Below are 26,492 nucleotides of genomic sequence, written 5' to 3'. Positions count from 1 at the left end.
GGACGACGTAAGCGTGATCGTCGCCTGGCCGCTGCTATTGGTCGTGCTGGTCGTTCCCGAGAGGGTGCCCGACGTCGTACTCCACGTCACCGTCAGGCCCGCGCCGAGCGCGTTGCCGTTCGCATCCTTGAGCGTTGCCGTCAACGTCGACGTGCTGGTGCCATTGGCCGTGATGCTCGAGGGCGAGGCCGCGAGAGTCGAGACAGTGGCCGTAGACGGATCGGCGGTAAATTCCACCGACACAGCCTTGTTGCCGGCCGTAGCCGTTGCCGTCACGATTGCCGTGCCTGCCGTGGTGGACGAGGTGAGCGTGACCGTCGCCTGGCCGCTGCTGTTGGTCGTGCTGTTCGCCGCCGAGAGCGTGCCCGACGTCGTGCTCCACGTCACCGTCAGGCCCGCGCCGAGCGCGTTGCCGTTCGCATCCTTGAGCGTTGCCGTCAACGTCGACGTGCTGGTGCCATTGGCCGTGATGCTCGAGGGCGAGGCCGCGAGAGTCGAGACAGTGGCCGTAGACGCATCGGCGGTAAATTCCACCGACACAGCCTTGTTGCCGGCCGTAGCCGTTGCCGTCACCGTTGCCGTGCCTGCCGTGGTGGACGAGGTAAGCGTGACCGTCGCCTGGCCGCTGCTGTTAGTCGTGCTGTTCGCCGCCGAGAGCGTGCCCGACGTCGTGCTCCACGTCACCGTCAGGCCCGCGCCGAGCGCGTTGCCGTTCGCGTCCTTGAGCGTAGCCGTCAGCGTCGACGTGCTGGTGCCATTGGCCGTGATGCTTGTGGGCGAAGCCGTAAGCGTAGAAACGGTTGCCGTCGAAGTGTCGGCCGTGAAGGTCGTGCTCGCGCTGGCCGTGGCCGACGACGAGCTATCGAGCACCTGCATTGTGACAAGCCCGGCCTTGGTGGAGGTCACGGTTGCAGAAGCCTCGCCCGCGCTGTTCGTGAGGGTCGTGGACGAAACCAGCGTCGTGTTAGCGGGCACGGTCCATCGGACAGTCTGGCCCGCCACACCCACACCACTCGTGCTGGTCACAGTTGCCGTAAAAGTCACGCTCTCCACGCCATTCGCGAGCGCGGATGCCTTCGACGCAGCGAGCGTAAGCAGTGTCTCGCTGACCGTCACCGTCATCGTGTTGGACGTTACGCGCGTACCGTCTTTCTCGATGCCGACAAGGCGCAGGTCGTATGTATTGACGCCGCCCAGACTATACGCAGGCAGGTTCAACGTGCCGCTGGCGCCGCTGTAGGCCTGGGCAAACGAGCTCGCCGTGCCTTCCCACGAGAGCGACTTGAAGCCCACGCCCGAATACGCGTTGACGGCGAAGCTCACCGTGCTGTCCGGATAGCCGCTCACGCTCGAAGGCAGGCTGATATGGCCTTCCTTCTTTTGATACTGCAGCACGATCTCGTTGTTGCGGTTCACGAGGTCGAGGCGGTTAAAGCGGATCTCGCGCGACTGACCGACGCTTGCCGGCTCGAGTTGATCCCTGAGCGGCACACCCATACGGTACGCAATCGTTGCCATCACGCCGCCATCCGAATGACCGCCCTGCCCTCGCCGGTAGTTGACGTCGAAGCCGATCAGCGGAACCGGTTGCCAGGTCAATCCGACCGTGACAGCACTGGGGCTGTGTTGCAGCGCGCTGGAGCCAAAGAGGCCAACGTTAGCGCCGTAGTACTTTTCGTACATGAGCTTCATTCCCAACTGCGGATACTGCGGCAGATAGCCCTCAGCACGGATATCCCAGCCATTCGCAGGACGTTCTCGGTATCCTACGATGTCCTCGGAATCACGCCAGTTCGTCAGGCGCATGTAACCGTTCGCGGACAGTTTCAGATAATCCGTCCACGCTTCGAGGCCGACGCCGAGACGCTGGTGTTGACGGGTCACATCGCGGTCATAGAAGACGTTGGCGCCAAGGAGCCAGCGGTAATCGTCCACATAGGTACGCACCCCAAGCCCGAGATTGGCGGTGTTGCGGTAATACGTACTCAGCGCGTTCGAGCGCCGGTATCCCAGCTGTGTAAACCAGACGGTTTCCTTTGTCTGCTTGAGCGCAACGAGCATATCGAGGCTGTAGTCATGAAACTTGTTGCCGCCGCCAATGTTCAGCCTCGTGGTAGCAAACTGACGCAGAAACTTCTCAATTGCCGAGTCCGCTGCCGAGCTAACGCGGTCGCGCAACATCTCTGTCGCACCCTGCGACTGCCCGCTGCGTGTCTTTTGCCATTCGCCCCGAGGTCCGTTCGCCGCAGCGTCTGACGCAGCGATCGCCATCGCCGCTTCAAAGCCGCTCATCGCCGTGGTGCCTCCAGTCATTGCGCCGGACACCATTGCTGCATTCGCCTCCGGCGACGTGTACGAAAGCTGCAGCGGCGCTGCAGCCAGTTTGGAAGGGTGCGCCATGCCAAACGTGATTGCCGCAACCGACTCCGCTCGCGCCCCAACTTCAACGGTCTGACCATGCGTACCAGCTGCAGACACTGCGCGCGCGCTGGATGCCGCGACGGCGGCGATCGGCGCCGATGCCGACGCGGCAGCGATAGATGCACGCTCGCGCGTTTGCGCGCCGGTCGCAGCGGCTTGCGATGCCGGCACAACGGCCACGAGGCGCGCAGCAGACGCGATCGTGTGCGATTCGGCCGATTCGACGGCTTGCTGCTTCGCGGGCGGGACGGCCTGCGAAACAACAACCACCGGCGCGACCGGGACTGACGGGGCGGCAACGACAACCGACTTAACTGCGCTCACCGCGCGGGCGCTAGGTGCAGCAGCGTCCGTGGTATGTGCGTTAGCCGTCATGCTCTCGGCGGTCTTGCCGGAAGCGGCGACTGCAGCCGTTGTGTCAGAAGAGGTCGACGTGCTGACCTGCGAGCGATTCGCGTCATGCCGCTCGCTCGCAACTGAAGGCAGTGCCGGTGCGGCAGCAGCCTGCACATTGACCGCCGCAGCGCCCGTCTTCGCCTGCAACGTGTCGCCCAAGGCGGCCGAAGCCATCGGCCGCGGCGCTGCGACAACAGTCTGTGCCGGAAGCGCAGCAGGAGCGCGATCCGCCGTCGTGACAGCGCTTGCGGCCTGCGCCGCACTTCGGGGCGCCGTCGTATCCGGCTCGAACGCCACCCAGCCATCGTTGCCCTTTGCAGCATCATCCGAAACGGCATTGACCGGAACCCAATCACCTGTCGGTTGCGGCTTCATGGCGTCATCCCCTGCCCACGCACGCACAGGCAGTGACAACAGCAATATGACCACAAACAGGCAGACAAACGCCTTGATCGCAGCAAACCGCGACCTGTTTGTGTGGCGACCAGTATTCGCACCAATACTGAGATAGTTCGGCATTCTGATTAGGATTCCTAATTTATTATCGGTATGACCTGGTGACACGCTGGGCGGCGTCCCCCCCCCAGCGCGATACGCCCTGTTTAGTGCATCAGGTGAAGGCCGGCGACAAGGAGTCCGCCTACGGCCAGCGCCCCCAGCCCACCGAATAGCGCAGCCATTGCCAGATCGCGGACTCGCTGACGCCGGCTGCCGTTCGCCGCCTTCGCGACCTCTTCACGAAACAGCTTCAGGCTGTGTGTCGTTGCGGCGCTCGCGACTTCCCCAAGCAGCAACTCGCGGAGCGCGGAAACCTCCTTCGTCGCATTCGCGAACTGCGCCACACGTTCGTCGGCAACCCTGGCGAAGCGCATGGAAGCGAACTCGCCGCCCTTTTCGATTTCGGAGCGCGCGTTTGGGACAGCCGTCTCCAGTGCGCGAACCAGTGCATCGATGTTCTGCGCAAGTGCGATAACCTGCCCGACGGCCTCTTCGAGCATCGCATCGCGAAGATTCTCAATCTGGTTTCCGTTTCCGTTCATCGCTCAGCTCGCCGCGCTCAACGGGTCAGAATGGCGAACACGCGATCGTGTTCATCCTTCACGCTCGCGGCCAGACGCTTGAGCGAGATCATCCGCGCGAGGCGCTGCCGCTCGGTCGGATCGGCACCGGCAATCATGGCGCGATAGTCCGTTTCATCCGAAGCCAGGGCGACGATGCTCTGTTCCGTACCGCGCAGCAGCGAGTAGATCTCGTTGCTGTGGATCGCCGCAGCCGGATCGATCACGCACGCGCGCGCTTTCTTGTGCCAGTTGAAAATCGGCGCGAATTGCGACTCGACCGTATGCCGTTGATTGACGCGATTGAATACCACCCGGATCTTCGCTGCAGGCACGCCAATCTCGTTGGCGAGCGCATCAATCGTGGCGATCGTGTCCACCATCTGCTTGTCATCGGGCACGGTCGGCACGATGAAGAAGTCGAGGTCTTCGTGCGCACCGTTAAAGCTGCGCAGGCCCGATACATAGTCCTCCACGTTCGACGCGCCCACATCGCTGATCGAGTCAGCAAGCGTAAGCACGCCTTCCTGAATCTCGCGAAACTGGTCGCCGCGAATCGTCGCGCCGTCGGAGCCATCGGAATTCACCGACTCAATGCGGATGATCGGTGCGTCCGGCATGCGCGGGGCAAACAGATGATTGGCGATGGTGCTCTTGCCAACGTTGCCGCTGAAATTGACGATTGAGACGTGCATGATTGGATTCCTGAGAACTTTGCTGGTGTAAGGGGCCGGACCGACCCCTCCTTGTTGAGTCGGTTACCGGTCGATATCCGTTTGCACTTCCGGGCTCGCCTCAGCTGCGCGTGTCGGTGCCTCCTGCTGCATCCTGGCGGCTTCGACAAGAATGCGGTCTGCCTTGGGCACGGGAATGGTGAGCGCCTTGTCGGCCTTTCGCGCTTCGTCAATCTGCTTTTCCACATCGTTGCGGAATCGCGCCTGTACTTCCGGCGACAGCCCCCTGATACGCTGCTCGAGCACCTTGTGAGCAGCGTCCGCCGTTAGCGCGTCGAAGCCGGGGCGCGCATTGGCCTTGATTGCATTGCCACGTTCCATGAACGCTGCACGCGCAGCCTGCACGGCAGCCGCATCGTTCGCCGGCGCCGCGCCGCTTTCCTGCGCAGCCTGCGGCTCCGCGGTTTTCTCCGTGGCCGCTGGTGCCTGTTCGGAGGGTTTCTGGGCGTCGCTCGCTGATGCCGGGGCGCTTTCGTGCGCAGCCTGCGGCTCCGCAGGTTTCGCCGTGGCCGCCGGCGTCTGTTCGGAGGGCTTCTGGGCCGGCTCGCGCGCCTGAGCGGATGCTTCGACTGTGTTTGCACCTTCGCTACGGCCAGCCTCGCGCTCGCCCGCCGAAATGCGCATTTCCTCGCGCGCGGCCTGCAGCAGCGCACGGTCTTGCGCCTTCGGCTTGAAGCCCGTCGACTTGATACCGGCGAGTTCCGCTGCGATCCAGCCCTGACGACGGAATTCCTCGCTGCCCTTTAGCTGGACTTCGCCCCAATTCTTCGCCTTGGCGATTTCCATCATGCTGCGCACAACCGCCTTGTCTTCGCTATCGGTCGAGAGCTTGCGGCCCTTGTCGTGGAAGTGCACAACTTCCGTCTGTCGATGCAGATACTTGCCGTCAAAGGCGACGTACTGCGCCACCACCGACGTAGGCACTTCGAAGCCGTCCTTGCGGAAGATCGGCGCCGCCTTGACCTCATTGCCCTCGCCCTCCTTGCCGTCATCGGCCGCCTGCCGGCCTTCAGCGCCGCGGGCCGTGGGAGTCGCGCCTTGCGGCGCCTGCGCCGGGCCTTTCCCCACGCGCCCGCCGTTCTTTTCCAGCAGCGCGGCCAGATCCGCCTGCGCACGCTCAAATGCCTCGCGGTCTTCGGCGCGCGCGACACGCACGCGCTCAAGATCCGGCGCGAGCGTTGGCTCGCCGCGGCTCTTGTCCGGATCGTTCGCCGCGTTGCGGGCATTGCCATCGTTGGCCGCGGCAGCGCCGAGATCGACCGGAGCGATGCGGAGGTTGTCTGCGGCCTCGATCGTCGGCACGCCATCGTCCAGCCGCGATTCGAGCGCGTCTTCAATTTCGCGCTCCGGATGCACGCGGTGCGCCGCACGCACGAACCGGTCATACGTCTCGAGCGCTTCAAGAAACGCGTCGTATCGCTCAGCCGCATCCGGCAAATCGTCATCGCGAGCGAGGCTCGCCTGCGCGCGCGGATCGACGTCGGCCGCATTAAAGTCCGGCTGCGAGGCGATCGTCAGGAATTCAACAACGTTGAGCGCGCGCGCTGCGACCTCGATCGGACGCAGGCCATCGGCATTGCGAGCGTTCACGTCGTTTGCGGCCTCGTCCCATGCGGAAGTCACGCCCGGCTCAACTACGCGATAGCTGTTCTCTTTCGCCAGGCCGCCCTGGAATCCAATTTCGTTGTTCTCACTCATGGTTTGCAACCTCCCTTGATTCAGTCAGAGTCTTAATTTCGCGAAGAAACGGCCACATCTCGCACATGGCCTCAAAGATTTCATCGGCGTTGGCAATGTCCTCAGCCTTCAGCAGCGCGATTTCGTTGTGCGTCACGTCCCGCAGTTCGGGCTGCACCATTCGCGCCTGCAGCCGTTGCGCCCACATCGCCTCGATGTCGATCCTCGGGACGGGTGCGCTCAGTTCTCGCAACTCAAGCGCCGCAAGCTCCAGCTGGTCCTGATCGGGCATGCGATCGCCCAGCGCGGCCAGCGTCGGGCTATGGGCCTTGAGCAGATCGATGAACGCGCGATCCTTGTAGAAGAAGGCTTTCTCACAGCGGATAGGCTTGCAGTTCTCCGCGATGATGATTTCCTCTTTCTGCGACATCTCCCGCAGCTCCTGGGGCATCATCAGCGCCCGCTTTTGCTCCGTCTGGCCGTTGTTCTTCGTGACGCCCTTGCCGGTACTGCGACCACGCGAGCGCTGGACCGCCGTGAAATAGCCCAGCATTTCCGAGTACTCGCGTGCGTCCGCCTGCTCGCGCGGCGGGTAGAGGATCTGCATGCCGTGGTTGGTGACGAGCGTCCGGGCGCCGTCCTTACCGTACATGTCGTCACGCTGCAGCTGGGCAACGCTCTGGATGATCGTGACCAGGCGCATGTTGTAGCCCGCGATATACGCGTTCGACTGGTCAATGATTCCGATCTTGCCGACCGCGGCTGCTTCATCAAGAAACATCGCGCACTGGTATTTCAGCGCTGGGTTGTCCTTCGGCAGCTCGCGCATGTTCAGCTTGATCAACTGTGAATAGAAAAGGTTGATCAGCTGCGCGGCATCATCAAGCCGGTTCGGCGTCACGCCGAAGTAGATCGACATGCGCTGGGAGCGAACAGAGGCCAGGTCGAAATCCGATGCACTGGTTGCCGCGTCGACAACCGGATTCGCGAATACCAGCAGCGGCGCATTGAAGGTCGCCGTAACGTTACCAAGCGTGTTGTCCGGAATGCTCAGAAAACGGTTGAACGCATCCACGCAATCGGGACTCAGGGCCGGGCCGGCTGCGCTGTTCGTCGCGCGGTTGCGCAGCACCTCCTGGACAAACTGCTTGATCGGACGCCCCGCGCCGGAACCCTGCCGGAAAAGCTCCCCGAGGGTCAACGGCAGGCCCGGCGTCTCCATCAAGTACAGCGAGAGTGCAAGGAACAGGTTGCGCGCGCTGTCATGGAAAAACTTCGTCTTCGCCTCAACGCGGCTCGGCCAGAAGACTTCCCCGATCGACATCACTTCGCCGATGCGCAGATGCGGCGGGAACGACATGACGGCATCGAACACATTCCAGCGATGCGTCACCCCCTCTTCCGAAAACGGCGCAAAGAGGAACACCTTCTGGCCGTGCGCAGCGCGGACCTTCGACGTGTACTTGAAGTTTTCCAGCTTCAGGTCGAGCACCACGACCGAATCGGGATAGGTGAGCAGATTCGGGATCACGATGCCGACGCCCTTGCCCGAGCGCGTGGGCGCCGCGAGCAACACAAACTGCTGGCCGTAATAGACCAGATAGCCCAGGCGCTTGTGATAGCCGACGATGATGCCCGGAAAGCGATGGCCCATGCTCAATCCCCCACCAGGCCGGCGCGGCGGATCTCGCTGTCGCGCGCAAAGCGCGCATCGCCGTGCAGTGCGCGCCGTCCGAGCGTGGCTATGATCAAGCCGACAATGACGACGGGAATAGCCGTGATCAGCACCGCGATCGCGTTGCACAGCACCAGTACCCGCTTGACCTGATGCACGTCACCATAGGCACGCCAGTAGTCACGCAGCGTGAAAAATCCCACCGCCGAGTCAGGAAGCTTCTCCAGACGCACGAACGCGAAGCCGCCGACGTAGATGCCGACAGCAGCAAAGAGCGCGACAAGCAGCAGCACCACGATTACGAGTATGAGAATCTTGTTGCGATCCATGTTTTCCGTATTCCTCCAGAATTGAAAGCCGCCGGCCTGCCCGCGCAGGCCGGAATCCGCGTCACTTCATGCCGTTGAGCAACAGGTACTTCTCCACCGGGTCGTAATAGAGCTTGGTGAGTCGCTTGTGATCCATGAACAGCACCAGATCGATCGTCGTCTTCGCCTCGCGCAGGATGAAGTCGTAGTCGAGGCCGAGGCCGACTTCGCTCTGTTTGACGAGGGTTGCGATACGGGCGAACGTCTCGCGCGGGCCGTTGGCGTGGATACTGGTCATGCCGCCTTCGTGGCCGGTATTGAGCAGTCCAAGGTAGTCCCACGTTTCGTCGCCACGAAGTTCCGCGAGGTACACGCGGTCAAATTTCATCCGCAGCGTGGACTTGACGATCGCCTTGGGCGGCAACGTCTCGCTATAGAACATGTGAACCTTGTTCCACTGATTCGGCAAACCGAGTTCGTGCGTATCCTCGATCGTGCCTACGCGCGTATCGGGGTCTACCAGATCCGCAAGCGCCTTCATCAAGGTGGTTTTGCCGGAGCCCGTGCCGCCCACAAAAACAATGTTCTGCTTGTGTTCGACAGCCAGTTCGAGCAGCAGCCGCACGTTGCGCGTCTCCTTGGCTTCCAGCATGGCGAGCTCGAACGGCTGCAGTTCGACGTTTTCCGGAACCGACTTGTGATACGAGACATCAACGAAGTCCTTGAATGCCTCGAAGCTGTCGTAGTCATCCATCGACAGGCGCCTCTTGCTCGGGATACGAATCGTGATCGACACGGTGCCCTCTTCACAAGCCGGGTAGATCAGCACCTGTCCGCGCTCGCCGTCGGGCAGGACGATGTTCTGGATCGGGGACTGCGGCGTGAGATGTTTGGTATTCATCACGCACAGGGCGTTCGCCAGCTGATTCAGGGCGTCGAACGTGCATTCCGGCGCATCGTGGCGACGCCAGCCGGTGTTACCTTCCGTTGCAATCTCGCCCGGCCGGTTCACGACCACCTCCGTCACGCCTTCCGTCTTCATGTGACGGATGATCCCGGTCTGTTTGAGAAGGCTGCGCACGGTGATCGTCTTGTCATACGGGAGAACGATGCTTTCGCTTTCCATTACTGCCCCTCATCGACGCGCACGCGCTCGTACACGTCGCTGAAGTCGACGTCCTGTGCAACGTAGATGTTCACCTGCACACCCTGATTCGAGTACGCGGTGGGCGCAATGCCAACCGACGCCTTCAGGATCTCCGCAGCCATCGATTCGGTTGAGCCCGTGGTGGTCGAGAAGGTGATGCCGCTATTGCCGACGGACTTATTGGCGACAGCCGACCCGAAGTCCGAGATGAGACTGACGAGAATCCCGCCGCCGAAGCGTTCGAACCAGTGGTTGTCTACATAGGCCTCCATGCCGCTGCCGCCGAGCGAATCCGTCACCGGCGAATCAATGTCCACCTTGACCGGACCATCATCGATCCGGGTCCACAGCACCATGATCCGGGCCTGCCCCTGCGTAAGCGCAGTGCGCTGCTCACCCTTCACATCTGCACCCTTGCGAATCAGCAGCGTGTGCCCGTCTGCCGAGTACACATCCTGCGCAACCTGGCAATCCGTCATGCCGGGATACGTGGTGTTGACCTTGGTCGCCATCACACACCGGATCATCGTGCCCTTCTCCAGCAGGTACGACAGGTTCGGCAAGAAGCCCGCCTTGCGCACCGCTGCCCTGGAGTTGTCGGAGCCTTCCAGTTGCTGGTCGAGCGGATTGGTGGACTTTTGAGCCGCAAGACCGGCACCGCTGCCAGGCACCAGCTGTGCCGCGGCCTGTTTGACCATGCCCTGCACGCCGCCGTCTCCGCCCGTGCCAGCGGAATCCTTCTTTTCGTCCTCGAACGTCAGCACGTCGCCTGCCAGACGGCGCTCCTGTGGCGTCTCCGTATGTGCGACCTGACCGCCATAAGGATTGGATGCGGTCCCCGGCTGCTGCGCGACATAGATCGGCGCAACAATCGCCGCGGATGCCGCTGACGCCGCGGCGGCGTGCGCAGCTGCCGACTGCGCAGCTGCTTCGGACGCTGCGCGCTGGATGGCTTGATCCTGCGTTTCCTGCGCCTTCACACGGGCTTTCAACGTCCCGAGATCGGACTGTGCGCCAGAACCCGCTTCGGCCTTGTCCTTGCGCTGCTGCTCGACCTCCTTGTGTGCCGCCTGTCGCGTGGCCGTCATGCGCTGGATGGTCAGCGCAATCGTCGCCACGATAAGCGCGACCAGCACGGCGCCCAGCGCGGCAAACACCATGCCTCCGATGCGTCCTTTTCGACGGCCGGCAATCACGGGCATGCCGCGGTCTTCGGCGGCGTCCTCGATAACGTGTTGGCTGTTATCACTCACTCGCCCTTCTCCTTCAGAATGCGGACCTCGCCCGGAACCGTGGTGCCGGTGCGGTTGTAGTGACCTTCCGGCGCATAGGCGTCGTTGCGGATGCCCAGCACCGACTTGCCCAGACGGATCACGAACTGCGCTGCCGTCTCGTGAACAACAATCGTGTCGCCCTCCATGTGGTAGGGCGCAAGACCTTCCGTTCCGTCCGGCAGGATCGCGAACACTTTCGGCAGGTCGCGGCCCGTGTTGTATTCGAAGTACGTGAATGTCCCGTTGTCGAAGAGATTCGTCGGCTTCAGATCGGTATCACCGCGCATCGAATAGCGGGTATTGCGTGCGCCGGTATTCGCCGCACTACCGGCAAGCACGTCAGCTGCTGCCTGACGCTTTTTCGCTTCCGCAGCCATTTTCTTGTTGCGGGTATCCGGATAGTCGAAGCGCAATGCCCACGTGACCGCATCGCCCCGGCCCGCTGACTTCAGCGAGAGGACGTAACGGCGCTTGTTGGTGACGATGAGAAAGTTTGTGTCCGGCTTGATCTGCGCAGGTTTGAGCAGAATCCAGTTCGCCCCCTTGGTCGCGTCCCAGGCCTTGCCGTCGCCCATACCGGCACCCTTCGTCTGCACGGATTCGCCATCCTCGAACTGGATGAGCGTTGCCTTGCCCGAGGTTGTCGTGATCTGGAAAACCTCGTTGGGATCGTACTCGGCGCATTGCACATTGGGATCGGTGCCACACGGACCGGGCACCGTCAGCGCAAAGGCCGGCGACCACGCGGCGAACAATAGCGCCGCAAGAATCGTCAACTTCATTGGGCACCTCCCGCCGCGGACGTTGATGTGTCACCCGCCTGCTGAGTGGCTGGCGTGCGCGACAGGTCGCGGTCAAGTCGATAGCTGAGTACGCGAAACCCGGTCGGATCGACATCCTGCTCGCTGGTCTGCTCCGGCACGTTGTCGTGCTTGTACGCGATCGTCGCAACCCAGTACTCGGTCTTTCGCGGAATCGCGTTATTCAGCGGCACGAGTTCCTTGGAGAAAAAGACCTGCGCGGTGTCGCCGATAAACGTAATGACGCCCACGTGGGCAATCACGCGCGCCTGATCCTTGAGGATCTTGACTGGCGACGCCGGCCCCTGGATAAACCCTTCGTACAGGTCCTTTTCACGCGCGCCGCTCATGGTCTTGATCGCATCGTGCATGTCCTGGATCGTTTCCCAGTCGTAGCTTTCCCGCATCTCGACATAACGGCGAAGGTCGGCCCGGTCATTCTTCTCGGTCCATGTCACGGAGCCGTGCGCGGTCGTCGGCAGCACCGTGACCGTGCCGTTCGCGTTGTCAACGCGAAGGACGGCGGGAGGGTTCGGGCGCTTTAGGAGTACTAAAGCCGACATGCCAATAGTAGCGAGCGCGGCGATCACGCCGAAACCCACCGCGGCACGGATCGCCAGGCGGCTAACCGCCTTCTGGGTCTCGACCTTCGAGCTTTCGAAGTCGCGTGCCTGCTTCAGATACCACTGGCCGATCTCCCGATCCTCGCCGGGACGGCTGGCAGCGAGCACCTGAGTCACGCCGCGAGCCGACGGCGAGCCACCGGACACTGGTGACTTCTTGCTGCCGAGCATTCTATTGAGTACTTGTTTGAGCATGCTTCATTTCACCGTTGGCTGGGTTTGGGTAATCGGTTGCCACATCCCGTTCGGTTGCGGCGCTTCGGGGGGCGATGAGCAGCCCGCCACAGTGACAACAATCAGCGCGATCAGTACAGCTTTCATAGTTCCCTCACTGACGTTCCTATTTGCCCTTCATGCTCCCGCCGGAGCCTCCCTTTCCGTCCTTTTTGGCCCACGCCGCCGCCCGCATCGCGTGACTGGCTGCCGATGCAAATTTGTTGAAATTGGTGGACACGGCGGCGCCACCGGCCAGTGATGCCGCGAGTCCCGGCAGACTGAGGGAGATCACGATAAACGCCACACCCATCAACGCCAGTTGCAGGCAGCCTGCAGCGCCAATCGTCGTCGGAATGTTGCTGGTCGCGAAATTGATCTCCAACTGTGCGGCAATCGCGTAAAGCGGCACGAGCAGCACGTAGTTGGCGGCCTGCGCAGTCCACGCCGTAAAGAACTGGCGCGTGGCCGGAAACAGCGCGAGACTGATGAAGACCGGGCCAAACGCGAGGATGATGCAAAGGGACAGCTTCGCCAGCAGGATGTAGGCGGCTGCAATCGCAATGAAGGGCACGCCGACCAGAGCGATGATCAGGATCATGAAGCCAGCAATCAGCCATCCCTCAATGCCGCTCGCCTTGTCGATGATCGTGCCAATAGCAGTTGCATATGCGTTCACAAGCGTATCGAGCGCGGAGCCGGTCTGTGTCGAGCCGGTAATTGCCGTGGCGAGTTGGTCCCCAAGGTTGTAGACGAACGGCACGACATAGGTTGTGTAGTACGTGGCGTTCATACCGAACGTGAGCACCGTGACCCATCCGATCATCCGGGTGAAGAAGTCCAGAAAGGGTTCTTCGAGCGAGCCCGATCGCCAGTACGAGAAGGTAATCAGCAACAGATAGATGAGGAAACAGACGGACATGATGCTGCTGATGAGCGAAATCATGTTGCCTGCGCCGGTTGTGATCGTCGACGTCAGATTGCTCTCGAACGAACTGAACATCGTGGTGAACAGAGTCACGCTTGTAGTCACGGTCAATCCCCTCTAGACATCAAAGCTTGTGCAGATCCACCGCACCGAGCAGCGTGATCGCGAACCACCCCTCTGTGGAGTGAAACTCCTTCGGTCTGCCACGGTCGGTCCAGCCAGCGGGAACGTGCGCGAGCACAACGTCATCCGTCTGAATGCCGGTTACTGCGACATCGAGCGGATGTCTCACGAGCGATTCCAGTTCCGTTTTCGTGAGCGGCCGCACGGCCTCATAGTCCTTCGAGAACGGCCGAACTGGACGGACCCACCTGCCCCCAACGTATTCGAAAAGCAGGTAAGCATTGCCGGCGCGCTCAACCTTGAGGAACGGAACGGCATGGCCGTCACCCTTCAGGTCGGCGGCATACGTACCGGTCATGTCTACATCAGTCTGGCTGGTGTGTTGCCCGCAGCCGAACATCAAGAGCGCGCAGATTGCAGCAAAGAGGCGTCGGATCATGGTCAGTTGCCCTTTATAAGCGTCTTGGTTTCGGTTTCCTGTTGCTGTTGTGCGAGCTTCAGTTCCGAGTCCTGCAGAGACTTCATCATGTTCAGACGGGTCTGCTCGTTTTGCACCATCGCCTGTTCGGCCGCGAGGCGATTTTGCAGGTCGGCTTTGGCTGAGGCGTCGTCGGTTGCATTCGCCTGTTCCATGAGAGACTGGATGTTGTTCAACCGGCTGATGTTGGCGTTATAGGCCGCCATCTGCATCGCCTTGTTCGCGGCGAGCGTATTGTAGTAACGAGTCTGGGAATCCGTCGATCCACTCGTTAGCCCTTCTGTTTGAAGGATCGACGTCGCAGAACTTCCGAGCGTTGCGTTACTCCCGCTGCTGATGTTCGAGTAGATCGAACTCCACGAATCCGGCATATAGTCGTGCAGACTGGAATCGTTCAGTATCGTGCCGTAGCTATGGTTGCCAGTGATCGCAGCGTACTGTGCCGTCATCGTGGTGTACTGGCTCGTCAGCATCTGGTAGTCCTTCTCCATCTGCGTGAGCTGCTGAGTCAGATAGGCAACCTGCTGGATTGATTGCGCGAGGCTAAGCGCGTCCGTGACGGGAATCTGCGCATGTGCGGCTGGCCCCGAGAACGCGAACACAGCGAGTATTGCCAACGATCGGATCAAGCGGACAATTGCTTTCATTTCGAAACTCCGGTTCTTTTTCGCCTGCGCGAAAAAATGGTGGTCATGCGAACTCCGCTTTTGCGGCTTCAAATCGCTCTGTTTCAGCCGCGACGCGCTGCCTGCGCTCCGCCACGCGCGATTCGAGAATCGGCATCCATGCCTGCGGGTCCTTGCCGTATTCCACGATGAGTTTTGCTTTCTGCTTGGCTATGTACACGCGTTCGAGGAACGGTTCGCGCCACACGTCAGGATCGGTTCCGACTTCCGCAATCACCTGCTCCATGAGCGTGATGCTTTCGGCATTGCCCGAGAGCACAGCGATTTCGTCATCGAAGCCTGCGAGATCCAGCGTTGCAAAGGCAGACTGGTTGGACTGCTTTATTAGGAACGTGCGGGATGCCTTGCCTAGCTTTTTGAGTTCGGCTCCGTCAGGCCGCATGCCTTGTACTCCACCCATTCCGCCGCCGGGTCGGGCAGGAAAATCTTGGTCGCTGTCTGGCTGCGGATGAGCGGAAACAGTTCGCTTGCCATCGCCTGCGCGGGCTGCTGCGTGACCAGCACGAGGAATTCGCCCGCTTTACGGCCCGCTGCAAGCGCTTTTTCCATCATTGCGCGCGGCATCTCGTACTTGATCGGCATCCAGAACTCTTCGACGATCGTGCACAGAAGCTGGCCTTCGCGCTGCATCAGCTTCTTCAGGTGCAGCAGGTACGTGAAGACCGGCTCGGAGGGCTCGTAGTCTGCCTTCAGGAAATCGGTAATGTCGATTCCGATGCGGCGCTGCTGCGTGACGTCCAGCATCGAGCCCGGCGCGTTGTCAAAGACCCACGCAAAGCGCCCGTTAGTCGCGTAGCACCAATTCGAAAGACGGAGCCACAACGAATTGCCGCCGAGGTTCGGGATGCTCTCAAGCAGGCGGCTGAATTGCCGTTGACGCAGATCCTCAAGCGACATGATGGTGTCGACTGCCTTCTTGATCTGCTGCTTTTCTTCGGCGGACAGCTTCCCGTCGCTGTCCTTCCCGCACATGTTCACGAGGTCGTACAGGAATTGGCGGTTACTGGGCGTGTCCTCGAGCTCGAACGGTGCCAGGCCGGTCGGCACGCCCTCGCGCAGCGTGATGTACGTGCCGCCAAGTTGCCGGACGAAAATCTCCATGCCGCGATCGATATCGAGCGCGAACAACATCGGATCGAAGCGCTCCACGAATGCGACCATTGCGAGTTGCGTAGTCGTCTTGCCAGTGCCAGTCGATCCAAAGAAGAGGGTGTGCCCTGCAATCTTCTCGCCTGCGTTGTTCTCGTCCTCGCGCGTGGCGTGGTAGTTGAAATTAAAGAGCTTCTTCGAGACGGTCTGCAATGGCATGACCGCCGAGCCGTCGCCGAGCGGATTGCCGCGTGCCTTGCCTGACGAATAGTCGTGCAGGGTGAATGCACACGCGAGACTGCGTGACGATTTCGGCATCGGACGCGGCAGGTCGCGCGCGCCGGGAACCTGGCTGAAGTACGTGAACGGCGCGGATACCGTCGCCTTGACCCATCCGAATCCGCATTCGCCTTTCGAGCGGACCTTGACCAGTTCGCCGTTGTCGATCGCTTTCTTTGCCGTATCGCCATACACGACCAGCGCACCGTGATAGTCGCCGAACGCCAGTTCGTTGGAGGCGACAAACTTTCGCGCGTCGTTCAGTTCCTCGACCTGATGCGTCGCCTTGTCGTTCGCAGACTCCAGCTTGTTGATCTGGCCGGTAATGGCCTTGTCCGCCTGGTAGCTCGTCATGCACCCGAAAGACTGGGTAATGGTGAATTCCACCGGTAGCGAGAGAAGCGGGTTCAGCTGCCCCCACCCCGCGCGTGGGAAGTCCTTCAGGTCGTAGCAGGTAGCGAATCGCGTGCGTGTATCGGTGCGGATCTGCAGCACCTCATAGCCGAAGTGCAGCCACGCGTCGGGAATGAGTTCCGAACCCGGCGCCGTCGTGCAGGGGACTTCCTGTTCCTCGCCGTTGACGAGTTCGCTATAGAAGCGGAAAACGTTAGAGAACTGGATGCCGCGGCGCTCGAAGGTTTCGAGGAATTCGGGATCATAGGGCCGCAGCTGCTTTTCCAGGCCGTCGGCCATTTGCTCGGCCTGTTTCAGGCCATCGTCGAAGTCGTCGTATCGAATGAGGACCGTGATATAGAACGCGTTCTCAAAGTACTCGCCCGTGCGAAAGCGCTGGAGATACTTCCAGGCGAAGCGCTCACAGAACTGGGAGCTGAACGCGTACCGACCATTGAAATTGACCTTGCGGCGGCGGAACGTCGTCCACACCTGCAGGTTGCGGCCAAAATCGCGGCCGAGGCCGGTGTACATGTCCGTCATGTTCTCGAAGGCGCTTTCCAGTACACGGTCGCTTACGGATTCGAACGGGATGCCCACGAGCTTCATGGTGAAGAACAGGCGCCCGTCGTCCATCGTGTGTACGCGACGGCTGACCGGGCGTCCGACCTTCGGCATCCACTGTTCGACGGCCGGCATATTACGGATCAGGGCCTTGATCGGACTGCTTGAGAGTTCTGGTGACATCGCATTTACCTTTGGGCGATAGGCTGGTTGCCCTGCTCGCGGTGCGCGCGGGAATAGGTCGAGAGTTGCCTGCCGTAACGGATCGGCGCGAGCGTGAAGGTCTTCCCGAACATCGCGTAGAACCGACGCTGGATCATGCAGCGCAGCTCGAGGCCGAGAATTCGCAACGCCTGGTCGTCGGTGGCACACAGATGCTTGAGGTACATGAGCACCGGAGCGCCCACACAGCCGAACAGCAGACCACCGGGACCAAGCGTTGCCCCTCCAACCACCGAAACGACGAGCGAGACAACAAACACAATCAGGGCGGCCATGAGCGGAATGCCCAAAACCATTGGAGTGCGGGCGAGCCCGGCGTACGACGGGTAAAGGTTTTTTTCTTCCATGGCTTAGCTGGTGAACAGGTCCCAGAGATAAGGGCCGAGCACGCCGACCACGGAGCCGACAACCGCAACCTTCAGACACGCACCGGCGAAGTCCGACCAGTGCTCGCGGTCGGTAAATGCCATTGCGCCCTTGTAAAGCAGGTAGCACAGCGCCACCACGCCGATGAACGTGTAGAGAAACGTCTTGAACGTGGTTGCCGCGGTCGTTCCCGAGTCCAGACCGCTGGCGTGCGCTTGCTGCACGCACGCCACCGCGAGAACCGACGCGGCACCGATTGCCTGGCGCATCGCGTGGGCGGTGTTGACCCGTCTGAATAAGTTAGCCATTAGTACTCCTGCGTTGATGCCCGACTGCATGTGGAAGGATGTCCAGCGTCTACCGTTTGAAGTCGCCGAACGCATCCCAACCGGAGTCATCCGACGCCGGTTGTTCCCGCTCCTGAGTGGGCCTGGAGGCGGGGGGATTTTGGGTTTGGAAAGCGGGTTTCGCGGTTCGCCGTGCGGTGTCAGAACCCGGCGAGTTGCCCGCCGATTCCTTGGCCTGTTTTGCCGTATTCACCACAACCATCACGGCGCGTATCGCGGGGACGTAATCGACCGACAGCGCATTCGCCGCAACGCGCTGCACATAGCTCGTGCCGCGAAAGTCGCGTTTCTGGCCGGTTGTGAAGTTGCCGCTGTAGTAACAGCTGATCGCTGCCTTGAGCGCGGCGCCGCCCTGCCCCATCGTCTTCGCGGCGCGGTCATAGCAGGCCGTAAGAATTGCGCCCCCCGCGTGCAGGTTGCGGCACATGTCGAATGCAGTCTCGTAGGTCAGTCCGTACCTGGCGAGATTGGACTTGTTGACCTGGCCGAGTCCCATGCTGAAGTTAATGCCCTGCGCGTCGAGTGCCTTTGCGGTCGCCACCGCTTCTGCGAGATTGCGCGGCTGCCGTTCCAGATGGCCACCGACAACCCCGATTGCGTACGGGTTAAAGCTCGACTCGGTGCGGACCACCGCCTGCAGGGTGGATGGATGCACGGTCGGGGCGCATTCCTGCGCAAGCATCGGAAAGTCGATCACGTCCATGGCTTCCAGCTGGGTTAGCGGCCCACTGACCTCACCGCCAGACTGACGGGGCACGGTATCTAACATGACGCCGGCCGCAATAGTAAGCGCCATACGATCCCGACGCGTCACTTTAACAGGTATTTCGTAATACGTCAGATAAAAATGGTTTCTCGGCTAAACATGACGTACTGCGCAATTTATAGCCTGAAAATCGCGCGTCCGGCGGCGAATGTTGGGTTTCGGGTTTTCGCGAAACTTGCTCCGCACGCCAGTTCTCTGTACAGTTCGCCGGTATTTCTTGCTAACTGACCTGCCACGACATGATGGAAACGGACGACACCAACGCAGAAGCAGTGGCGATCTCAAATCGCGTCAGGGAATTGATGGACCGGCACGGCGTCGCCAAGCGCTCACAGGCGAGCAAGCTGAGTGAGGTGCTACAGCTGAGCTTTTCGGCGGCGAGCCGCAAGCTGAAGGGACAACTGCCCTGGGACGTGAGCCAGCTTCGCGCAATTGCAGCGGAATTCGGTGAGAGCGCGAGCGTACTGGTCGACGTATCGGCTTCGGAATCAGCGGAGCCACAGAGCAGCAAGTACGAAGCGACGTTGTTCTTTGGCAGGGAACTGGAGAGTTGCACGGCCTGGATCGATGACAGCCAGGAGATTCATCGCTCTGAAGCCGGCGCCTTTGTCGCACGTCGCACGACTAACGGCTCGTGGCTGGTCTATCGCACAAGCGACGCGCCAGCCGGCCCGCTATACGCGGTTCGCCTGATCGAAATACGGGATACCGGCCCGCGCGTGAGGCGGCCCAACGTCGCGATTCTTGACGATGACAAGCGCCACCACACTGCCGACACTCTGGCGGAGAATTTCAGGGCGCACGGATTCGACGCTATCCCCTTCACGGACGCGGACGCGCTGCGTGAGGCTTTGAAGGAGCAGGTGTTTGATGGCTTCGTGATCGACTGGATACTCGGCGCTGGGGAAACAGCCGAACCGCTGATCCGGGAGATCCGGCGTGGAGAAACGGCGAGCCGCGATGCGGCGATCTTCATCCTGACGGGCAAGCTCAAGGACGGTGTTGCATCGGAAGAGGACATCACGCGCATTTCCATGGCCGAAGACTGCACGTGCCTCGAAAAGCCCGTCCGCGCTGGCCTGCTTGCGACTGACCTCGCGCGTGCAATCAAGACGCGCTACGCAAGCTAGGTCAATTCCTGTTTCATCACGGCGCGCAGTGCCTGTTCAAGCTGCATTGCGCGCACCGGCTTCTGCAGCTGGACATCAAAGAGCGCGGCAACCTCGGGAGGCAGCAATTCCGTTGAGTAGGCGCTGACTCCCACGATAACGGCGGTGCGATTCATGCTCACGCTCCGCCGTATTCTCCGCGCTACTTCAATCCCATCAATCTCGGGCATCTGGATATCGAGCAGGATGACGTCGTAGATGCTTTCGGCCACCGCCTCAAAGGCTTCGGCCCCACTCGCCACCACGTCGACCCGCGCCGACATTGCGATGACCGTATCGGCAAGGGATTCTCGCGCGGACTCGGTGTCGTCGACGATGAGGACAAGTCGCCCCTCGAGCGGCGCGGCGATGTTCGGCTGAGATGACGGCATCGCCTGCCGCACAATCTCGACTGGCAGCGAAACGGTTACTGTCGTCCCGAGGCCCGTATCACTGTCGATATTCACCCAGCCACCCAGAAGGTCGGCCAGTCCGCGCACGATTGCGAGGCCGATGCCCGCTCCTTCATGCACGCGTGTATGGGATTCATCGAGACGTACAAACGGCTTGAAAAGCTCGCCAATCGCATCGTGCGGAATGCCGGGACCGGTGTCCTGTACGGTCATCGTCAGGCGCTCGCCTTCTACCATCGACGCAAGCGCGAGCCCTACCCTGACCATGCCACGATCGGTATAGCGTATGGCGTTCGATAGCAGGTTGCCGAGTATCTGTCTGATGCGCGCTGGGTCTGAGCGGCAGGGCCATTGTTCGCCGCCGGTTTCGAGCACAATGCTTAGACCTTTCCGCCCGGCCTCCTCCCGAACATCTTCAACAAGCGACTTGGCGAGTTCCACAGGGTCGAAGAGTTCTGGACGCAGCGTAAGACGGCCGGCGTCGAGTCGTGCGTAATCCGTCAAGTCCTTCATCTGCGAGTCCAGACGTTCTGCAGCCAGCGCAAGCCGTCGGACCATGATTGCGTCGGAATCAGGGAAGTGCCGGGTAGCGAGCGCATCAGTGACGCTCAGGATGCTCTGAAGCGGTGTACGCAGCTCGTGCCCGAGCATGCCGAGGAACGCATTTTTGGCGTGGGCTGCATTCTGTGCCTCGATGCTGGCGCTGCGCTCAGCCTCAATCGCAGCAGCCTGTTGCTCCAAAAGCTTCTGGTGCTGCGCAACCAGCAACTGCTTGCGACGTAGTACGGCGGCAAGCGAAAACATTGTGCCAATCAGCAACGACGCCAGGACAACCAGCGCGATAACAAGATAGCGCCGCTTGTTCGTCACGGATCGTGCCATTGCCTCGCGACGTAATTCCTCAGCAGACCCCGCCGCCTGTTTGACCGTCGCCATCGGGGTGCTTAAACCGTCGAGTTCCTGGACAACCGGACGAACCGCCGAAGCGGCGTCCGGCGTGGACGGGTCGCTCGGCAGGACACTGATCGCGGGACGCGCGTGCTTGATGACCTGGCCGATATCCCTCAGGGCATCAGCGTAGCCCGGCGTCGTGAGCAGGTAGGTGCCACGCTCGGTACGGGCAGTGTCCTCCAGGTCATTGAACCGGGTCTGCAGTGCATTGAAACTCTTGCGCACCGTCGCGGCATCCGAAAGGCCCGCGCTGTAGTGCAGGAGATCCGTCTGCGCTTGCAGCATTGCGGCCTGCAGTTGGGCGACTGGTCGGTAGTAGTTATCCGGCCCGCCGAGGCTTTCGAGGCCGGTTGGCTCGCTAAGCAGCGAATAGGCGAATGCGGTTGAGGCGCCGACAGCAGCGGCGAGGGCACCAGTGGTTATCCACACACCGAACTGCCGCCACAAGTTCAATAACATGATCGAGAGCACGCGCCCAAACGTTCCTTATTATCGTCGCGGCAGACGTCCACCGCAAAACCCGGGAGCGTACACGGTTTGTATCCCTGCGCCAATTTTCGCGCAGGCGAAAATTGCACCCAGCGAGCCAGGGCGATTAAAAGGGCCGATACCGTGCGGCTTGAACATGGTGCTCTTGTGTGGCGGTCCTGGCCAGCCTGATCGCGCCGAGGGCGACAAAATCTGGTCGCCCCCTGATAGCTTATGCGCACCGCGGATTTGCCCGAGCGAAGGACAGACAGAGTGGATGGGTTTCTTCGATGCGCACGCCGCTCCGATCTATGCATCGATAGGCAAGGGGACAAGCTGGCGTCCACGCAAAAAGGACTGGTGAAAGCTAGGCTGCCGAAGGCTTCCCGCGGGCCGCCTTGCGGAGTTCACCTGCCACAAACAAGCAGAACGTATCGGCAACACTGGGCCACTGAAGGATATTTGCTTCTGTAATGTCCGACGGTTTCAGCCCCTGACGTTCGATGCTGCGGATGCCCAAGCTGTTGTTGTGCGCAGTAAATTTCCGTACGTACTGCTCCCGTCTTTCAACGCTGAGCGCCGCGAACGAGTCGCGCGCATTGCGGATTTCTTCCGTCCGTCGAAAATCGGCAGCTTTATCGGCTGCAGCAACGGCTGCGGCAACGACGTTGCGCGCCTCTTCCTTTGCCTGATCCGCAGCGATAGTCTGCGCCGCAAGTTTTTGCTGGATGGCCTCAACCTGTTTGTCGGCTTCCGCTACCCGATAGTTCTCCGTCAGCGCCTTCATAAGATAAGCAGAGGCGCGCTTGACCTTTGTGCCCTGACGGATTGTCCACCTTGTATATTCGATTGCCTGTTGAATTCGATCATCGGTCCAGATAACGCGATTGCTCTCGATGCGCTCGAACTGCTTGTCCGTAAGCCCGAATTCACTTTGAAGCGTCTGAAAGAGGGCTACTGAGTTCAACATCGCAGCCTTCGATGCCAGCGCACCGTCTTTGCGCTTAAAGCGCATTCGAATCTGGTCCTGTTTTCGAGACCCCGGCGTTCCCGCTCGAGTCTCATACGACAACTCGATGTCCGACAGTTCGTTGATCTGCTTCACGGCCGGCTCAAGATAATCCCGTTTGAAGTATTTAAACTCCGCATGGTTCGCCCATGATCGACCAGGTAAGTTTCGGACGACCTCGATGGGCAACCAGCCTGTAGTACCGGCGCTCAGTATCGGAAGCACGTAATCGTAAATTCCGCGAGCGTAGATGAGTGTGAATCGAGAAGTAACGAGGAGGCTGGTCCAATACGAATTCTGTGGGTCCTTGATCAGACGCTGCAGTTCCACTGGCACGCGGAAACGGATACGGCCGTTGCGCACGCTGACGCGCCCGATCAACTCCAACCAATCACCATCTTCCGTAGAACCGCTAGGGCCATCATCAATTTCGGCCTCAGTGACTTCCTCGTCGCGTTCCGATTCATTTGAACCGTCTTCGACAAGGCGTCCTTTACGATCGACACGCACGACCGGGGTGCTTGTAACTTCCAGCATCGAAGATTTAACACTTCGGATGACGCTTGAGAAATGCTCTCGGTTCTTACTGTCGTAGCGCATGAGCCATTTGAAGAAGCTCAATGTAACGTCATACGCTTCCTTGATATCGGACTCTTGGGCAACAATGAAATAAGCTGCGTCTACGAATCGCCTGGCCGACAATCCGAGGCCGACGATACGCGCAAACACCTGATTCTTCTGATAACCGATGTCGGATGCAGATTCGAGTTCGTGGATTGCTCGTCGCGCAGGCGCGTTCTCGACAAACAGGTCGAGTGCATACTGAAGTGGCGTTACGCCTCGTTCGATGCTGCTGCTCATCGCCCTCCTCTCCTTCCAACCGTTCTTGCCCCGAATGTTCCGACTCTAGCACGGGAAGGTGAGATAACCAAGAAATAGTCTCACCCTGGAGATATCGTGCCATTCTGAGAACAGAATCTCTCACCATTGCCCAAAACATCTCACCTTCGGGAGCGAAGACTGAGGGCATAACCGGTTGTCTGGAAAGGCTATTTGTCCGTTATCCACAATTGAAAAGATAGCGAATTTATCTTCAGCAGCTTTGGAACACTATTTGTCACCGTCACTGCCCAAATTCTCTCACCAAAGGGAACAAGGACTCTCACCTGTTGGGGACATCATCTCTCACCTTCGGAACACATGATCTCACCTTTTAGCGCTATCCCATTGAATTACAAAGGAATCGTGCAGCTCTGTATGTAGGTTTGTATGTTTTCTTCGTATAAATGAAACATACATACAGCGTCGCGCCCAGTCTCGGGCTTGCGCGAGTTGATCCCACGACTGCATGGGTTTTCCTGCGGGAGGCTGGATTATTGGCAAAAAAATAACTGGCTGAGTGCACAAAATCTCTCACCTTCGGTTCTTTTGACGCCCCGTTCGCTTTCAACCGTAATAATTGCTTGGATACGTGCAACCAGATGGTGCGAGGACGGGGTGTCACCGTACATTTTCTCTCACCAAACAACTGGAGCGGCGACCGGTAAAGGTGAGAAGTTTTGTACTGCACTTCCGGACTTGCACCCTTCCGCAAAGTGACGGCAGTCAGAATGTGCCCGAATCACAGCGGCCACAGTCCTTTTTCAACAACTTGCGCTGTTACCAACCCAACTTTCACCACATTTGCTGTATTCTGCGTTTAACCAAAATTTTGTTGGAAAACTCGGAAAATGGCGAACGTTAGTCAACCGCTGCCTATCGATCGAACGGTGACGCTCGAAGAGATCAGCGATTTTGCAGATGTGGTTACCGACTACGCAACGGAACTACGAGATCAGATCTTGGCTCCGCGGCCGCGCAAGCTCGCGCCTATGTTCACGACGGGAGAAATTGCGGAAATGTGTGGCCTGACGCGAAATCAGGTCCAGTATCAAATATCCAAGGCAGACGGCGTGCTTCCTGAAGGGCAATCTACTGGCACAGGCCGTAGCCGCAGCCGGCAGTTCACGCTGGCCGAGGCGCGGACATGGGTGCAGCGTATCTCTGACATCTACCAAACACCGCTCGTCTCCGGCCCTAGCGATGCCTTTGAGGGGAAGGTGATTATCACCTCCCAGCTCAAAGGAGGAAGTGCCAAGACTACTACTTCGATGTGCCTGGCGCAGGGGTTGACGCTACGCGGCCGCAAAGTCCTGGTGGTGGACTTAGACCCACAGGCCTCCCTATCCGAGTTGTGCGGCTTATATGCGGAAAAAGAAGTTTTTCCCGATGCGACCGTGCTTCCCTATATCTACGATCAAGAGGTGGAAGGCGGATTGCTGAGTCGTGTGCAGTCGACGTATTGGGATGGTCTTGACATCATTCCTGCACACACCGAACTCGTTGGCGCCGAGTATCACTTGCCCGCTATGCAGATGCGTCTACCCGGATTCAAATTCTGGCGGGTGCTTAGAGATGGTCTCGCACCACTGCGAAGGCACTACGACTACATCATCCTCGACACGTCACCTTCGCTGTCGTATCTGAATCTGAACGCCTTGATGGCTGCCGACGCGATGGTCATGCCAATGGTCCCAGAGAATCTGGACTTCTTTAGCTCGTTGTCGTTCTGGCGATTGTTTTCGGACGTCGCCAAATCGTTTATCAAGTTCGAAGCCGACAAGAAATACGACTTCGTATCTGTTCTATTGACGAGGGTCAACTACGGACCGACCTCTTCGGCTCCAGTGGTCAGGACGTGGGCGCAAGGGGCATATCGACAATGGCTGGACCCCTTCGAGATTCCTGCCAGTTCGGTAATGAGTTCAGGTGCCCTCGCCTTCACCACAGTATTCGACATCAGTAGCACACACAGTCAAGCAAAGTCTCTTCAACGTGTTCGCCAGCCGCTTATCGAGTATTGCCGCTGGGTTGATGATCAGTTTGTTAAACAATGGAAGCAAGCGTCATGAGTGACCTCAGAAAGGAATTGTTGGCTAAGACCTCTGGACTTCGCTCAACCGCAGAACGGACCCCGGATGCCAGTCGTCGAGCTGCACGCACTGAAACCGCGCCTGGGATGGCAGGCGCTTTAGCTGTGGCTCAACTTCGCGTGAAAGAGCTTGAGGCAACAGGTGCCAACTCAGAGCTTCCAATTTCAGAGATCGTGCCGAATCCCTGGCAACCGCGGCGGGTTTTCAATGAAGAAAAGCTAGCGGAACTGGCCGAGTCGATCAGGGAATCTGGATTGTTGCAGCCGATCGTCGTTCGTCGGACTGACTCTGCGTACCAGATCGTTGCCGGCGAGAGACGTTGGAGAGCGCATAAAATTCTCAGCGCGGTGACGATCAAGACCGTTGTGGTTGAGTGCTCCGATCAGGATATGGCGATCCTCGCACTTGTGGAGAACGTCAGTCGGGACGATCTGAGCGATTACGAAATTTCGGTGTCCCTCGCGGAATCGCAAAAGCAGTTCCCAAATCGATCGCGCCTGGCAGAGTCCTTGGGCTTTAGCCGCCGTGGCCTTTATAAGTATCTCGCGTTTGCTGACCTGCCAGCATTCATTACACGGGATCTGGATTTGAAGCCTGCGCTCATCGGATCGAATGCAGCGGAATCTATTGTTTCGACGTTGAAAAAATTCGGTCCGAGTGGGCTGGCTGCAGCCGAGGAATTGTGGCCGGATGTTGTAGCAGGCAATCTTGATCAGACTAAATTTGCTTCGGCGATCGCTGCATTGGCGTCGCGGAAGGGGGCGCGTGTAACGGCAAATGATCGGTCAATCGATAAATTCTTTGCTGGCAGCGTGCATGCGGGGAGTATTACCAAAGACGTGAACGGGTTCACAGTCAAGATCAAGGCGGGTGTTCTGAGCGATGCCCAAGAGACCCGCATTCGGCAACTGATTAGTGAATTGTTCAGCGGCGATCCGAACTAAGCTTCGCCACACCAGTGCAA

At 59.7% G+C, this 26,492-nt stretch carries 23 protein-coding genes; 3 read left to right on the top strand and 20 right to left on the bottom strand.

What is annotated here, in order from left to right; translation table 11 throughout:
- The 18 genes from ACOJB8_RS33895 to ACOJB8_RS33810 all read right to left on the bottom strand — a co-directional run.
- The coding region (locus ACOJB8_RS33895; RefSeq protein ID WP_475016483.1) for an inverse autotransporter beta domain-containing protein at nucleotides 1-3,192 on the bottom strand (3,192 nt) is incomplete at its 3' end.
- A gap of 227 nt (nucleotides 3,193-3,419) precedes the next feature.
- Entirely contained in the window at nucleotides 3,420-3,857 is a 438-nt protein-coding gene (locus ACOJB8_RS33890; protein ID WP_475016482.1) for a hypothetical protein, read from the bottom strand.
- Between the two features lie 17 nt (nucleotides 3,858-3,874).
- On the bottom strand, nucleotides 3,875-4,570 hold the full coding sequence (gene stbB, locus ACOJB8_RS33885) for a StbB family protein (RefSeq protein ID WP_475016480.1): 696 nt from the start codon (nucleotides 4,568-4,570) through the stop codon (nucleotides 3,875-3,877).
- 63 nt (nucleotides 4,571-4,633) lie between these two features.
- Nucleotides 4,634-6,307, bottom strand: a complete 1,674-nt coding sequence (locus ACOJB8_RS33880; RefSeq protein WP_475016478.1) for an LPD7 domain-containing protein — start codon at nucleotides 6,305-6,307, stop codon at nucleotides 4,634-4,636.
- Nucleotides 6,300-7,940 (bottom strand): type IV secretory system conjugative DNA transfer family protein, encoded by a 1,641-nt coding sequence (locus ACOJB8_RS33875; protein WP_475016477.1) that lies wholly within the window; start codon nucleotides 7,938-7,940, stop codon nucleotides 6,300-6,302. Before ACOJB8_RS33875 ends, ACOJB8_RS33880 begins: the two co-directional genes overlap by 8 nt.
- 2 nt (nucleotides 7,941-7,942) lie before the next feature.
- Entirely contained in the window at nucleotides 7,943-8,290 is a 348-nt protein-coding gene (locus ACOJB8_RS33870) for a hypothetical protein (RefSeq protein WP_475016475.1), read from the bottom strand.
- 61 nt (nucleotides 8,291-8,351) lie between these two features.
- On the bottom strand, nucleotides 8,352-9,395 hold the full coding sequence (gene virB11 / locus ACOJB8_RS33865; protein WP_475016473.1) for a P-type DNA transfer ATPase VirB11: 1,044 nt from the start codon (nucleotides 9,393-9,395) through the stop codon (nucleotides 8,352-8,354).
- Complete coding sequence (gene virB10 / locus ACOJB8_RS33860) at nucleotides 9,395-10,669, bottom strand: type IV secretion system protein VirB10 (RefSeq protein WP_475016471.1); 1,275 nt, start codon at nucleotides 10,667-10,669, stop codon at nucleotides 9,395-9,397. The genes virB11 and virB10 overlap by 1 nt, the downstream gene beginning before the upstream one ends.
- Nucleotides 10,666-11,445 carry a TrbG/VirB9 family P-type conjugative transfer protein gene (locus ACOJB8_RS33855; RefSeq protein WP_475016470.1) on the bottom strand — a complete coding sequence of 260 codons (780 nt, stop codon included), beginning with the start codon at nucleotides 11,443-11,445 and terminating at the stop codon, nucleotides 10,666-10,668. The genes virB10 and ACOJB8_RS33855 overlap by 4 nt, the downstream gene beginning before the upstream one ends.
- 23 nt (nucleotides 11,446-11,468) lie before the next feature.
- Nucleotides 11,469-12,308 carry a VirB8 family type IV secretion system protein gene (locus ACOJB8_RS33850; protein WP_475016468.1) on the bottom strand — a complete coding sequence of 280 codons (840 nt, stop codon included), beginning with the start codon at nucleotides 12,306-12,308 and terminating at the stop codon, nucleotides 11,469-11,471.
- 145 nt (nucleotides 12,309-12,453) lie between these two features.
- On the bottom strand, nucleotides 12,454-13,272 hold the full coding sequence (locus tag ACOJB8_RS33845) for a TrbL/VirB6 family protein (RefSeq protein WP_475016466.1): 819 nt from the start codon (nucleotides 13,270-13,272) through the stop codon (nucleotides 12,454-12,456).
- 106 nt (nucleotides 13,273-13,378) lie between these two features.
- Nucleotides 13,379-13,816, bottom strand: coding sequence for a hypothetical protein (locus tag ACOJB8_RS33840; RefSeq protein WP_475016465.1), 438 nt, complete (start codon nucleotides 13,814-13,816; stop codon nucleotides 13,379-13,381).
- 2 nt (nucleotides 13,817-13,818) lie between these two features.
- The gene (virB5, locus tag ACOJB8_RS33835) at nucleotides 13,819-14,502 is read right to left on the bottom strand and encodes a P-type DNA transfer protein VirB5 (protein WP_475016464.1); all 684 of its coding nucleotides are present in this window, start codon (nucleotides 14,500-14,502) and stop codon (nucleotides 13,819-13,821) included.
- 43 nt (nucleotides 14,503-14,545) lie between these two features.
- Nucleotides 14,546-14,923 carry a hypothetical protein gene (locus ACOJB8_RS33830; RefSeq protein WP_475016463.1) on the bottom strand — a complete coding sequence of 126 codons (378 nt, stop codon included), beginning with the start codon at nucleotides 14,921-14,923 and terminating at the stop codon, nucleotides 14,546-14,548.
- The gene (locus ACOJB8_RS33825) at nucleotides 14,890-17,049 is read right to left on the bottom strand and encodes a VirB4 family type IV secretion/conjugal transfer ATPase (protein ID WP_475016461.1); all 2,160 of its coding nucleotides are present in this window, start codon (nucleotides 17,047-17,049) and stop codon (nucleotides 14,890-14,892) included. The genes ACOJB8_RS33830 and ACOJB8_RS33825 overlap by 34 nt, the downstream gene beginning before the upstream one ends.
- A gap of 5 nt (nucleotides 17,050-17,054) precedes the next feature.
- Nucleotides 17,055-17,435 (bottom strand): VirB3 family type IV secretion system protein, encoded by a 381-nt coding sequence (locus ACOJB8_RS33820; protein ID WP_475016459.1) that lies wholly within the window; start codon nucleotides 17,433-17,435, stop codon nucleotides 17,055-17,057.
- Between the two features lie 3 nt (nucleotides 17,436-17,438).
- Nucleotides 17,439-17,762, bottom strand: a complete 324-nt coding sequence (locus tag ACOJB8_RS33815; RefSeq protein ID WP_368709766.1) for a TrbC/VirB2 family protein — start codon at nucleotides 17,760-17,762, stop codon at nucleotides 17,439-17,441.
- Nucleotides 17,763-17,811: 49 nt separating this feature from the next.
- A complete protein-coding gene (locus ACOJB8_RS33810; protein ID WP_475016486.1) occupies nucleotides 17,812-18,498 on the bottom strand; it encodes a lytic transglycosylase domain-containing protein in 687 nt (228 codons plus the stop codon).
- 308 nt (nucleotides 18,499-18,806) lie between these two features.
- Between ACOJB8_RS33810 and ACOJB8_RS33805 the strand changes: the two genes are divergently transcribed.
- Entirely contained in the window at nucleotides 18,807-19,697 is an 891-nt protein-coding gene (locus ACOJB8_RS33805; RefSeq protein WP_475016457.1) for a helix-turn-helix domain-containing protein, read from the top strand.
- On the opposite strand, the gene ACOJB8_RS33800 is transcribed toward ACOJB8_RS33805, so the two are convergent.
- Nucleotides 19,694-21,550, bottom strand: coding sequence for a hybrid sensor histidine kinase/response regulator (locus ACOJB8_RS33800; protein ID WP_475016455.1), 1,857 nt, complete (start codon nucleotides 21,548-21,550; stop codon nucleotides 19,694-19,696). The genes ACOJB8_RS33805 and ACOJB8_RS33800 overlap by 4 nt on opposite strands.
- Before the next feature lie 364 nt (nucleotides 21,551-21,914).
- Nucleotides 21,915-23,417 carry a replication initiation protein gene (locus tag ACOJB8_RS33795; RefSeq protein ID WP_475016454.1) on the bottom strand — a complete coding sequence of 501 codons (1,503 nt, stop codon included), beginning with the start codon at nucleotides 23,415-23,417 and terminating at the stop codon, nucleotides 21,915-21,917.
- Nucleotides 23,418-24,286: 869 nt separating this feature from the next.
- On the opposite strand from ACOJB8_RS33795, the gene ACOJB8_RS33790 reads away from it, so the two are divergent.
- Both ACOJB8_RS33790 and ACOJB8_RS33785 read left to right on the top strand, forming a co-directional pair.
- Complete coding sequence (locus ACOJB8_RS33790) at nucleotides 24,287-25,507, top strand: ParA family protein (protein ID WP_368619387.1); 1,221 nt, start codon at nucleotides 24,287-24,289, stop codon at nucleotides 25,505-25,507.
- Entirely contained in the window at nucleotides 25,504-26,472 is a 969-nt protein-coding gene (locus ACOJB8_RS33785) for a ParB/RepB/Spo0J family partition protein (RefSeq protein WP_475016452.1), read from the top strand. The genes ACOJB8_RS33790 and ACOJB8_RS33785 overlap by 4 nt, the downstream gene beginning before the upstream one ends.
- Nucleotides 26,473-26,492: the final 20 nt, after the last annotated feature.

The organism is Paraburkholderia sp. BR10141, assembly GCF_056155635.1.
Note: the sequence above shows the minus strand (reverse complement) of the source record. Positions and strands in the feature narration are given on the sequence as shown.

What these genes read in the sequence shown, in the direction of transcription:
- ACOJB8_RS33825 (WP_475016461.1), bottom strand. Translation starts at nt 17,049, where the DNA reads ATGTCACCAGAACTCTCAAGCAGTCCGATCAAGGCCCTGATCCGTAAT.
- ACOJB8_RS33815 (WP_368709766.1), bottom strand. Translation starts at nt 17,762, where the DNA reads ATGGCTAACTTATTCAGACGGGTCAACACCGCCCACGCGATGCGCCAG.
- ACOJB8_RS33890 (WP_475016482.1), bottom strand. Translation starts at nt 3,857, where the DNA reads ATGAACGGAAACGGAAACCAGATTGAGAATCTTCGCGATGCGATGCTC.
- ACOJB8_RS33840 (WP_475016465.1), bottom strand. Translation starts at nt 13,816, where the DNA reads ATGATCCGACGCCTCTTTGCTGCAATCTGCGCGCTCTTGATGTTCGGC.
- ACOJB8_RS33845 (WP_475016466.1), bottom strand. Translation starts at nt 13,272, where the DNA reads ATGATTTCGCTCATCAGCAGCATCATGTCCGTCTGTTTCCTCATCTAT.
- ACOJB8_RS33785 (WP_475016452.1), top strand. Translation starts at nt 25,504, where the DNA reads ATGAGTGACCTCAGAAAGGAATTGTTGGCTAAGACCTCTGGACTTCGC.
- ACOJB8_RS33830 (WP_475016463.1), bottom strand. Translation starts at nt 14,923, where the DNA reads ATGCGGCCTGACGGAGCCGAACTCAAAAAGCTAGGCAAGGCATCCCGC.
- virB5 (WP_475016464.1), bottom strand. Translation starts at nt 14,502, where the DNA reads ATGAAAGCAATTGTCCGCTTGATCCGATCGTTGGCAATACTCGCTGTG.
- ACOJB8_RS33850 (WP_475016468.1), bottom strand. Translation starts at nt 12,308, where the DNA reads ATGCTCAAACAAGTACTCAATAGAATGCTCGGCAGCAAGAAGTCACCA.
- ACOJB8_RS33790 (WP_368619387.1), top strand. Translation starts at nt 24,287, where the DNA reads ATGGCGAACGTTAGTCAACCGCTGCCTATCGATCGAACGGTGACGCTC.
- virB11 (WP_475016473.1), bottom strand. Translation starts at nt 9,395, where the DNA reads ATGGAAAGCGAAAGCATCGTTCTCCCGTATGACAAGACGATCACCGTG.
- ACOJB8_RS33880 (WP_475016478.1), bottom strand. Translation starts at nt 6,307, where the DNA reads ATGAGTGAGAACAACGAAATTGGATTCCAGGGCGGCCTGGCGAAAGAG.
- ACOJB8_RS33870 (WP_475016475.1), bottom strand. Translation starts at nt 8,290, where the DNA reads ATGGATCGCAACAAGATTCTCATACTCGTAATCGTGGTGCTGCTGCTT.
- ACOJB8_RS33795 (WP_475016454.1), bottom strand. Translation starts at nt 23,417, where the DNA reads ATGAGCAGCAGCATCGAACGAGGCGTAACGCCACTTCAGTATGCACTC.
- stbB (WP_475016480.1), bottom strand. Translation starts at nt 4,570, where the DNA reads ATGCACGTCTCAATCGTCAATTTCAGCGGCAACGTTGGCAAGAGCACC.
- ACOJB8_RS33820 (WP_475016459.1), bottom strand. Translation starts at nt 17,435, where the DNA reads ATGGAAGAAAAAAACCTTTACCCGTCGTACGCCGGGCTCGCCCGCACT.
- ACOJB8_RS33805 (WP_475016457.1), top strand. Translation starts at nt 18,807, where the DNA reads ATGATGGAAACGGACGACACCAACGCAGAAGCAGTGGCGATCTCAAAT.
- ACOJB8_RS33875 (WP_475016477.1), bottom strand. Translation starts at nt 7,940, where the DNA reads ATGGGCCATCGCTTTCCGGGCATCATCGTCGGCTATCACAAGCGCCTG.